Annotated in this window: 10 protein-coding genes and 1 pseudogene; 7 read left to right on the top strand and 4 right to left on the bottom strand. The window is 63.8% G+C overall.

The window, feature by feature from the left end:
- Window positions 1-17 precede the first annotated feature (17 nt).
- The 5 genes from FQ664_RS27195 to FQ664_RS06455 all read left to right on the top strand — a co-directional run bounded on the left by FQ664_RS27195 (window position 18) and on the right by FQ664_RS06455 (window position 3,673).
- A complete protein-coding gene (locus tag FQ664_RS27195) occupies window positions 18-179 on the top strand; it encodes a hypothetical protein (RefSeq protein WP_178090953.1) in 162 nt (53 codons plus the stop codon).
- A gap of 135 nt (window positions 180-314) precedes the next feature.
- A complete protein-coding gene (gene ccoM, locus FQ664_RS28025) occupies window positions 315-431 on the top strand; it encodes a cytochrome c oxidase subunit CcoM (RefSeq protein ID WP_025340347.1) in 117 nt (38 codons plus the stop codon).
- Window positions 432-621: 190 nt separating this feature from the next.
- Window positions 622-2,610, top strand: coding sequence for an FUSC family protein (locus FQ664_RS06445; RefSeq protein ID WP_144170932.1), 1,989 nt, complete (start codon window positions 622-624; stop codon window positions 2,608-2,610).
- Window positions 2,597-2,803: a DUF1656 domain-containing protein gene (locus tag FQ664_RS06450; protein ID WP_063913097.1), complete on the top strand. Its 207-nt coding sequence runs from the start codon at window positions 2,597-2,599 to the stop codon at window positions 2,801-2,803. The genes FQ664_RS06445 and FQ664_RS06450 overlap by 14 nt, the downstream gene beginning before the upstream one ends.
- Window positions 2,804-2,815: 12 nt before the next feature.
- On the top strand, window positions 2,816-3,673 hold the full coding sequence (locus tag FQ664_RS06455; protein ID WP_144170934.1) for an efflux RND transporter periplasmic adaptor subunit: 858 nt from the start codon (window positions 2,816-2,818) through the stop codon (window positions 3,671-3,673).
- 36 nt (window positions 3,674-3,709) lie between these two features.
- Here the strand turns inward: FQ664_RS06455 and FQ664_RS06460 are convergent, their stop codons facing one another.
- Window positions 3,710-4,468, bottom strand: coding sequence for an SDR family NAD(P)-dependent oxidoreductase (locus FQ664_RS06460; protein WP_144170936.1), 759 nt, complete (start codon window positions 4,466-4,468; stop codon window positions 3,710-3,712).
- 112 nt (window positions 4,469-4,580) lie between these two features.
- On the opposite strand from FQ664_RS06460, the gene FQ664_RS06465 reads away from it, so the two are divergent.
- Window positions 4,581-5,489: a LysR family transcriptional regulator gene (locus tag FQ664_RS06465; RefSeq protein ID WP_144170938.1), complete on the top strand. Its 909-nt coding sequence runs from the start codon at window positions 4,581-4,583 to the stop codon at window positions 5,487-5,489.
- Window positions 5,490-5,612: 123 nt separating this feature from the next.
- The gene (locus FQ664_RS06470; protein ID WP_144170940.1) at window positions 5,613-5,942 is read left to right on the top strand and encodes a DUF2025 family protein; all 330 of its coding nucleotides are present in this window, start codon (window positions 5,613-5,615) and stop codon (window positions 5,940-5,942) included.
- A 46-nt stretch (window positions 5,943-5,988) separates the two neighbouring features.
- On the opposite strand, the gene FQ664_RS06475 is transcribed toward FQ664_RS06470, so the two are convergent.
- The 3 genes and pseudogenes from FQ664_RS06475 to FQ664_RS27490 form a co-directional block, all read right to left on the bottom strand.
- On the bottom strand, window positions 5,989-8,574 hold the full coding sequence (locus tag FQ664_RS06475) for a bifunctional diguanylate cyclase/phosphodiesterase (RefSeq protein ID WP_144170941.1): 2,586 nt from the start codon (window positions 8,572-8,574) through the stop codon (window positions 5,989-5,991).
- A 51-nt stretch (window positions 8,575-8,625) separates the two neighbouring features.
- Window positions 8,626-9,700: pseudogene (locus FQ664_RS06480) on the bottom strand (diguanylate cyclase).
- 186 nt (window positions 9,701-9,886) lie between these two features.
- On the bottom strand, window positions 9,887-10,209 hold a 323-nt coding region (locus FQ664_RS27490), incomplete at its 5' end, for a hypothetical protein (RefSeq protein ID WP_218570401.1).

Below are 10,209 nucleotides of genomic sequence, written 5' to 3' on the forward strand. Positions count from 1 at the left end.
GATCGTCGAGCCGACCCATGAGCCAAGACAACCTCATCGATTTCGATGCCGAACGCGCCAAGCGCGCCCACGACCTCAAGGAAAAGCGCCTGAACGAAATGCGCAATGCGTTCGAGCAGGCCCTGCCGTTGAACAGCGCCAAGAAAAAGAAGCCCAAGGGCAAGCCGAAGAAGCGCTGAAACTTGACGCAGGTCAACCCTGCACCCGCCTCGCGTGCCCGGCCCCGGGCACCATTGACACCGATCAATTTTCCCCGCCCGCACATTGGTTAACTTGCCCCCATCGGACAACGGCAAACGAATGGGGAGGCCAGCATGTTCTTCGACAACGTGGTTATCGCCGGAGTGGTAACGGTCGGGTTGATGGTCGTCTTCTTTGCCGGTCTGGGCATTTTCATCTGGAAGGACTCGAACAAGCGCAAGCCGCGCTGACCTTCCGGGTACACGAGCACGCAAGGCATTTAGGGCGACTTCGGTCGCCCATTTTTTTTGCCTGGGATTTTTTGCTTTGCCTGTGCTGGCCCGCAATAAAGATGATTAGCTAGCTAATTAGTTGTTTCCACTTTATCCTTCCCACCATTGTCTATCTTTCTACAAGATTATCTCCCGCAAGGTCCGCCTCGTGCCCATCACCCTCCAGGCCCTGTTCGCCCCCAGCAGCCTCGCCCTCAAGTTCGCCATCAAGACCCTGCTCGGTGGCGGCCTGGCGTTGTGGCTGGCGATGCGCTGGGGCCTGGAGCAACCGTCCTGGGCGCTGATGACAGCTTTCATCGTCGCCCAGCCGCTCTCGGGCATGGTGGTGCAGAAAGGCCTGGCGCGGCTGGCCGGGACCTTGGTCGGCACGCTCATGTCGGTGCTGTTCATCGGCCTGTTCGCCCAGACCCCCGGCCTGTTCCTGCTCACCTTGGCCCTGTGGCTGGCCCTGTGCACCGCCGCCTCCACTCAGCTGCGTAGCGCCTGGGCCTATGCCTTCGTGCTGGCTGGCTACACCGCGGCGATCATCGCCCTGCCGGCCATCGACCACCCGTTGCAGGTGTTCGACCAGGCCGTGGCGCGCTGCACCGAGATCTGCCTGGGTATCTTCTGTGCCACTGCCAGCAGTGCCTTGCTCTGGCCCATGCGGGTAGAGCAGCAACTGGGCGGGCAGGCCCGCCAGGCCTGGCAGAACGGCCTGCAGGCCGCCAGTGCCATGCTGGGTGGCGAAGACGAGGCGCGCAAAGGTTTACTGGAAAGCCTGGGGCGTATCGTTGCCATCGACAGCCAACGCGAACACGCCTGGTTCGAAGGCAATCGCGGGCGCCAGCGTGCCCGTGCCATTCGTGGCCTGAGCCAGAAACTGATGGTGCTGCTGCGCATCTCCCGCTCGGTGCGCCGACAGTGGCGGCAACTTGATGAGCGCGAAGCCGAACATCTGGCAGCCTGGCTGGAGGAGGTGCGTGCACTGCTGGGCAAGCCCGACCAGCCCAGCCTGTTGTTGCTGCGCCAGCGCGTCTGGGATGCCGCCCACGATGAGCAGATCAGTCCGGCGGAGCACTTCTGCCTGGCGCGCATGGCGCTGCTGCTGGATTACGCCATGGCCGCTAGCCAGGCGCTGGAGGATGTGGAGGCGGGCAGGGCGCCCAAGGATGTCCCACAGGGCCTGGCCGCGCACCGCGACTGGTCGCTGGCCTTGCTGTTCGGCTCACGCAGTGCGCTGGCCTTTCTGGTAATGAGCGGCTTCTGGCTGGCCACCGCCTGGCCTTCGGCACCGGGTGGCCTGGTGCTGACCTGTGTGGTCTGCAGCCTGTTCGCCAGCCGCGAGAACGGTGCACAGATCGGCTTGAGCTTTTTGCGCGGGATCTTCCTGGCGATACCCGCGGCGTTTCTGGTCGGGCAGATTCTGCTGCCGCAATGGAGCAGCTTCGCCATGCTCTGCCTGGGCATGGGCGTGCCGCTGTTTCTGGGGGCGCTGGGCATGGCTCATCCACGGACCGGGGCCACGGCCACTTCCTATTGCCTGCACTTCATCGTGCTGGTGTCGCCGCTCAACGCCATGCAGTTCGGCGTAGCCACCATGCTCAACAGTGCCTTGGCCATGCTGGTGGGGGTGTCGGCGGCGGTGATGGCCTTCCGTTTGTTGGTGTTTCGCCACCCGGCCTGGCTGGGCCGGCGCCTGCGCGCGGCGACCCAGAACGACCTGGTGCGCCTGACCCGGCGCGACCTGCGCGGGGCCGACAGCTGGTTTGGCGGGCGCATGGCCGACCGCCTGATGCAACTGGCGCGGCATGCGGGCGAACTGCCCGAGCGCGAACGCAAGCGCTGGGACGACGGCCTGCACGGCCTGGATATCGGCGATGAACTGGTGCACCTGCGCATGTGCCTGGCGGTCGCCCAGGCCCCGCTGGGGCAGGCCGAGCGCCAATACCTGCAGCAGGTAGAGGCAGTGCTGGCCAAGGGGCCGGCGCCCGGGCGTGGTCAGCGCCTGGATGCCGCCAGCGAACAGTTCATTGACGCCTTGCGCCGGCTACCCTCCAGCGATCCGCTGCGGTTGGCCGAAGGGGCGGTGCTGCAATTGCAGAAAAGCTGGGGCAAGTGGTGCCGCTGGCAGGAGGAAGCCCATGGGGTTGCGTGAGTGGGAAGTAGGCGGCGTGCTGTTCAGTCCCTTTCTGGTGTATGTGTTGCTGGCGCTGGTGCTTACCGGGTTGCTGCGTCTGGTGGTGCAGGCCACGCCGTTGGGGCGCTGGATCTGGCATGAAGCGCTGTTCGACGCGGCGCTGTTCGTTTGTGTGTTGTTCCTGGTGGTGCGACTGCTGGGAACCTTGTAAAGGAGTGTTTCGATGCGTGCGGCCGTACGTACCTTGGTCACCTTGTGTGTGGTGGCCCTTGCCGTGTTCGCCGGCTATCAGCTGTGGCAATACTATATGCTCACCCCCTGGACCCGCGATGCCCGTGTGCGCGCCGATGTGGTGGTGATCGCCCCTGATGTGTCTGGCTGGGTGCGCGAGCTGAAAGCCCGTGACAACCAGCAGGTCAAGGCCGGCGACGTGCTGATGAGCATCGACCGCGAACGCTTCCAGGCGGCCTTCGACCAGGCCAGTGCCGTGACCGAGACCCGCACCCAGCAACTGCGCCTGCGCGAGCGTGAAGCGGCCCGGCGTACCGCCCTGGGGCCGGAGGCTATCAGTGCCGAATTGCGGGAAAACGCCCAGATCAATGCGGCCATCGCCCGCGGTGAGCTGCATGAGGCCGAGGCGCAGTTGCAGGTTGCCAAAATCAACCTGGCGCGCAGTGAAGTGCGCGCACCGCGCAGCGGGCATATCACCAACCTGCGCCTGGCAGAGGGCAACTATGTGAACACCGGGGAGTCGGTGATGGCCCTGGTGGACGATTCAACCTTTTATATCCAGGCTTATTTCGAGGAAACCAAGCTGCCGCGCATTCGCGTGGGGGATGCGGTGAAGGTGTGGCTGATGGGCGCGGGCGAGCCGATGCAAGGGCATGTTGAGAGCATCAGCCGCGGTATCACCGACCGCAACAGCAACCCGGACAGCCAGTTGCTGCCGGAGGTTGAGCCGACCTTCAACTGGGTGCGCCTGGCGCAGCGGATACCGGTGAGGATTCGCCTGGACCAGGTGCCGGAGGGGGTGACCCTGAGTGCGGGGATGACGGCGAGTGTGCAGGTGCATGAGCAGTGAGGCCGGGGGCCGCAAAGTGGCCCCAAACAAAACAATTCAGAGGAACATCCCGCCCGACACCTCCAGCCGCTGCCCGGTAATCCAGCCATTGCCATCATCCAGCAACAGCGCAATCGCTGCCCCGATATCATCCGGCAAGCCCACCCGCCCCAGCGCCGTGTTGCTGGCAATGTACTCATTCACCTGGCGGTTATCCCGCACCACACCGCCACCAAAATCAGTCTCGATCGCCCCCGGCGCCAGAATGTTCACGCGAATGCCACGTGACCCCAGTTCCTTGGCCTGGTAGCGGGTCAGTACCTCCATCGCTCCCTTCATCGCGGCATAAGCGGCGTACCCCGGCAGCGCAAAGCGCGCCAGGCCGGTGGAAATGTTGACGATGCGACCATTGTCGACCAGCAACGGCAGCAGGCGCTGGGTGAGGAAGAACGGCCCTTTCAGCTGGATGTTCAGCAACTGGTCGAATTGCGCCTCGCTGGTTTCGGTATACGGCACGTTCAAGCCGATCCCGGCATTGTTCACCAGGAAGTCGAACCGCTCGCGGCCGAAGTGTTGCTGCAGGGTTGCGCCCAGGCGTTCGGCAAAACCGGCAAAGCTGGCGCTATTGCTGACGTCCAGTTGCAGCATGGCGGCCTTGACCCCGGCCTGCTCCAGCCGGGCGGTCACGGCCTGGGCTTCCTCCGCCTTGCTGTGGTAAGTGCCGATGACATCGATGCCGCGTGCAGCCAGGTGTTCGGCAGCGTTGCGGCCCAGGCCGCGGCTGGCGCCAGTGATCAGGACAATCTTGCGGGTCATGGTGAAAACCTCATGGTGGGCTGATGAGCACAGGTTATTGGTCGGCGCGGTGCTGTTAAATCCGGCAAATTTGGAAATACTGTTCGGTAAAACCGGATAGTCGAGGCCGCAAGTGAACAAGCTGGAGTTGTTGCGTACCTTTGTGCGGGTCAGTGAGGTCAGCAGTTTCACCCTGGCTGCCGAAAGCCTGGGGCTGCCACGTTCGACCGTGTCGGAGCAGGTCAGGGCGCTGGAGCGTTTGCTGGGTACGCAGTTGTTCAACCGCACCACCCGCCGGGTGCAGGCAACCCAGGATGGTGCCTTGCTGTACGAGCGCAGCAAGGACCTGCTGTCGGGCATGGACGAGATCGAGACCCTGTTCCGTGCCGACGATGCCGAACTGGCCGGGCGCCTGCGGGTCGACCTGCCGACCATGATGGCCCGCCGGGTCATCATCCCGGCGCTGCCGCAGTTTCTGCAGCGCTTCCCGCGGCTGGAGATTGAGCTCAGTTGCACCGACCGCCAAGTCGACCTGCTGCGTGAAGGCTTCGATTGCGTGATGCGCATTGGGGCCCTGCATGACCTGGACGTGGTGGCGCGCCGGGTCGGGCAACTGAGCATGCGCAACTGTGCAAGCCCCGCCTACCTGGCCCGCTATGGCGTGCCGCGCACGCTGCAGGACCTGGCCGAGCACCACCTGGTGCATTATGTGCGCACCCTGGGGGCGCGCAGCGCTGGTTTCGAATACCTGCAGGGCGGTGAACTGCACTTCCAGGCCATGGCCGGCGTGGTCACGGTCAACAATGCCGAGGCCTACTCGGCGGCCTGCCTGGCCGGGCTGGGGCTGATCCAGGTGCCGGCGGTGGGCGTGGCCGAGCACCTGCAGCGCGGTGAGCTGGTTTCGCTACTGGAACGCTGGCAGGCCCCGGCCATGCCGGTGTCACTGCTGTATGCCCGGCAACGCCACGTACCCCGCCGGGTGCAGGCATTCATGCAGTGGCTGGGCGAGGTGCTGCGTTCGCAGGTTGACGGTGGCCGCTGATCGATGAAAAGCATAGCGCCGGTGCGGCGGCTTGCGTTAGGCTGCCAGTCACGAGTTGCCCGGCAGAGGCGACCCTTTCCCGCCTGGCGTGCGTATCTTCCGCTTTCATTGCGAGGTTACGTCATGGCCATCACTTCCCAGGACATCTGCAACGCTGCCGACCAGCTCAAGGGCTTTGTCGGTTTTCATGGCAAGCGCGGTGTGCATATCGTGCGTTTTTCCGAAGATTCGTTCGGCATGGACGTGGCCGATGCCAGTATCACGCCCTGCAGCGAGTTTGTCTGGCGGCCCGAGCAAGGGCAGCGCATGGCCCTGTGTCGTGAACGGCTGGCGCTGTTGCTGGCGCAGCATGTGGATGACCGCTTGAACATCGGTGAACCGCTACGCACCTACCTGCGCCGGCGCGACCTGCCGGAAATCGTGGCTGAGCGCAGCTTGCAGCAGGCTTGCTGAAAATCCCTGTGGGAGTCCTCGGCGCGAAGCAACAAGTTGCTCCGCGCTACAGGTAGGGTGCCGAGCGCTGGGAAGCCTGCTGCAACAACGCCTGGAGCCCCGCACTGTCCAGCGGCCGGCTCATGTAATAGCCCTGCACTTCATGGCAATGGTCCTTCTGCAGTGCCCTGAGCTGCTGCTCGCACTCCACTCCCTCGGCCGTCACCGTCAGCCCCATCGCTTCGCCCAGGTTGATGATGGCCTGGACCACGGCGCGGTCGCTGCCGCCGGTGTTGTTCAGCCCGCCGATGAAGCGCTTGTCGATCTTGATGCTGTCGAACGGGTAGGTGCGCAGGTAGCCCAGCGATGAGTAGCCGGTGCCGAAGTCGTCCATGTTCAGGCGCACGCCCAGCTCCTTGAGCGACAGCATGGTGCCCAGCGCGCCTTCGATGTCGTTGAGCATCACGTTCTCGGTAATTTCCAGCTCCAGGCGCTGGGCAGGGAAGGCGGTTTCCAGCAGGATCTCGCGTACATCGGCCACCACATCGCTGCGCAGGAATTGCGCAGGCGACAGGTTCACCGAAACCAGCACGTCGGCGGGCCAGTCGTGGGCGGTGCGGCAAGCTTCGCGCAGCACCCAGCGGCCCAGCGCGACAATGATGTCGCTCTGCTCGGCCAACGGGATGAAGGTGTCCGGCCCCAGCAACCCCTCCTGCGGATGTTGCCAGCGCAGCAAGGCCTCGACCGCGACGATACGCAGGTCGCTGAGGCGGTAGCGCGGCTGGTAATGCAGCTCGAACTCCTGGTTGCGCAGGGCTCGCCGCATGTCGTTCTCCAACTGGCGGCGGTACTGTATCTGCTGGTTCATTTCGGCAGCGAAATAGCGCCAGGTGTTCTTGCCGTCGGCCTTGGCCTGGTACAGGGCGATATCGGCGCAGCGGATCAGTTCGCCGGCATCGAAGCCCTGGGTGCGGGTCTGGGCGACACCGATGCTGGCGCCAACGTGCAGGGGCTGGCTATCGAAGACGATCGGTTGCTGCAGCAGGCTGATCAGGCGCGCACAGAAGCGGTCGATCTCGCTGCGGTTGTCCATACCGCTGAGCACCAGGATGAACTCGTCGCCGCCCAGGCGCGCGACCATGTCGCCATCGCGGGTGCTGTCGCGCAGGCGTGTTGCTACCTCCTGCAGCACGGCATCACCGGCGGGGTGGCCGAGAGAATCGTTGATCGGCTTGAAGTTATCCAGGTCCAGCAGCAGCAAGGTCAGTGGTGGTGAATCGCTGCCTCGCAACAGTGCCTGCTCGAGGTGCCGGGCGAGCTTGTTGCGGTTGGCCAGCCCGGTCAGTGGGTCGTGCAGCGACAGGTGCTGGATGCGCGCATGGGCGTCGACTTCGTCGGTGATGTCGCTGGCAGTGCCGCGATAGCCGACGGGCTTGTCGTCGTACCAGATGGCGCGGGCCGAAATCCGGCAATAGCGGTTCTGGCCATTCTGGTCGCGGTAGGTGCAGCGCAGGTTGGCCAGTTGTTGCGGGTCGGCCGCGGCCAGGGCATCCAGCCATGGCGAGAGCGGCGTGGTATCGCAGGCCAGCAACTGATTGAGCGGCTGGCCGAGCCAGTCGTCCACCGGGTAGCCGGTGACGTTGACAAAGCGTTGCGACAGGTAGGTCAGGCGTTGTTGCCGATCGGTTTCCCAGATCCAGTCGGAGGCCGACTCGGCCACCGCACGAAAACGCTGCTCGCTGGCCTCCAGGGCCTGGTTGCTCTGCTGCAGATGGGCGAGCGTGAGGTCGATCGCCCGCGAACTGCGCAAGGCATGGCGGAACAGGTACAGCATGATCAGGCCGAGTATCAGCAAGGTACCTGTCAGTGGGGGCAACACCGCCTGCAGCAACTGATGCCCTGGCAGCGGGCTGCTCCAGGACAGGTGGTAGCCGGTATCGCCGAGGTCGAGGCGCAGGTGGCCGTGCTCACCCACATCATCGTTTTCCACGTGCATGCCGGTCAGGCCGGCACTGCTGCTCAGCTGCGCCAGCTTGTCCTCGGTGAGCTGGTCGACGAACAGCATCACCGGCGCCTGGCTCACCTCGCTATCGGTAACATCCCGGTCCGGGCGCACCGCCGCAGCACTGAGCACGGCCGGCCAACCATTGAACAGGACGAAACGAGTGATCTGTTCACGTGGGATCGCCGCCGCCCGGGCCTGGTCGATGATTGGCTGAAGCGCTGCATCAATATAGGTATTGGCCGCTGCCTGGGTAGGCTGGCCTTTGAACAAGGCATAGGTGGTGCGTGCGTCCTCCACCACGAACACCCCTTCATAGCCGCTGGCGCTGTACAGCGACTCGCCCACATTCTTTTCTTCGTAGGCCCATTTCCAGTCGACCTGGCCCGCCAGGTGCTCGAAGGCCGCATCCCAAACGGCGTAGCTGGACAGGAACTGGCGCGAGGCGAGCAGCCGTTGCTCCAGGGCCTTGGTCGCCTGCAAGGCACTGCGTTGGCGCTCTTGATGGTCAAGAGTACCCGCGATATTGAACAGGGCGCCGAGGATGACCAGGCAGGCCAGGCCGAAAACTGCACTGAAGCCGACAATGAGTCGACGCACCTGGAAGCGCGGTGTGGGGCTAGCGGGTGGAGGGTTGGCGATCCTGGCCATGCGCGCGCGGCTCCTTCAGGCAGCCTCCCGCCAGGCAGTCAGGAGGGAGGTTCAATCAGGATAGGCCAGCCTGCGCGTCGCAGCGTCGCTGTGGGCAAAAATTGATCTGGTCGCGGCCAGCATGCTTGGCGGTGTATAGCGCCTTGTCCGCCTGTTCGAGCCAGTGCTCGGGTGACTCCAGGCTGGCCTCGAATGCCGACAGGCCGATGCTCAGGCTGATGCGCAGGTGCGGCAGCTGCGGGTTGCGGTAGCTGGCGACCCGCTCGCGCAGGCGCTCCATGGCCTGGCAGGCTTGGGCCTCGCTGGTGTCCGGCAGAATCACGCAGAATTCGTCACCGCCGTAGCGCCCGGCCTGGTCGCCTTCGCGCAGGTTGCGCCGCAGTTCGGCGCTGAGCTGGCGCAACACACAGTCGCCGACCACGTGGCCGAAGGTGTCGTTGATGGTCTTGAAGTGGTCGATGTCGATCAGGGCAATCACCGCGTGCCCCTGTTGCTGCTGGCAGGCCTGGAACTTCAGCAGCAGCAGGTCTTTCCAGGCGCCATGGTTGAGCAAGCCGGTCAGGCTGTCGGTGAGGCTCAGGGCGCTCAGGCGGCGCTTGTGGTCGGCGAGTTTGATCGCCAGCTGGTAGCAGACCCAGCCCAGCGCCAGCGGATAGAGTGTCAGCATCGGCAGGCAGGCATAGACCTGCAGGGGCGTGGCGTTCAGTTGCAGGCCGGGGCCGAGCAGCAGGATGGCGACGAGTATGCCGGCCAGCTGGGCCAGCACCCCGCGAAAGACCATGCGTTTGCCGCCGGCGGCGACGTTGTTCATGGTCATCATCGACAGCACGGTTACGCTGGGCAATGGGTTGAAGTGCATCGCGGCGGTCCAGAACCCACCCATCAGGGAGTCCAGCACAAGGTTGCGCTGTTCTGCCTGGTAGGGTGCGGTCGAACGGGCTGCCCACAGGTAGGCCAGATGCGGCCACAGCAGGCCGTTGAACAGCACCAGCAGCCATACCCAGGTAGGCGGTGACAGCGGAGCCATGGCGGCCATGACGCTGAACAGGCCGATCCCCAGGCCGATGACGCGCGGCAGGTAGATGCGTTTGACGAAGGAAAGGCCTTTGCCGCTACGTTTATCCATCATGGTCATCGTTCTTCTGCCGGAGCGCCGTTTATCGCATAGCTCGCATGAATATTGTTGAACAGTGTTTCGTCGACGACAAATGACCTTACAAGCCAATTCACGGGTGATGTGGTCAGAAAGTAGGTGGAGTTCGGGCCTGTCATAAGATCGTGTTGTTCTTGAGAGGTGTCTGCATTGGGGGCTTTAGCGCCTGTGAGATCGAGCGCCGCCCGATCTCGAAGGCGCAGAAGGTGTTGTGGCGAACACCTGGTGGCCTTGATGCGGTCTTTTGCCCTTATATTTCACTTTCTTGAAATTAACGGTTGACGGCCTTTCGAATCCCCTTATAATGCGCCCCACTTCCAGCGGCATCGGAACGACAAACTCCTTGAAATTCAATGAGTTAAATAGTTCAGAAGAAGCCGGAAGCGCTACGATCGACTGATCGCCAGCGGTTGAGATGATGGTTGACAGCGCTTCTAAACGCTGTATGATTCGCCTCCCGCTACGAGAGATCGCAGCGAGTC

It is taken from the genome of Pseudomonas persica (assembly GCF_900291015.1).
In the GTDB taxonomy this organism is placed as follows: domain Bacteria; phylum Pseudomonadota; class Gammaproteobacteria; order Pseudomonadales; family Pseudomonadaceae; genus Aquipseudomonas.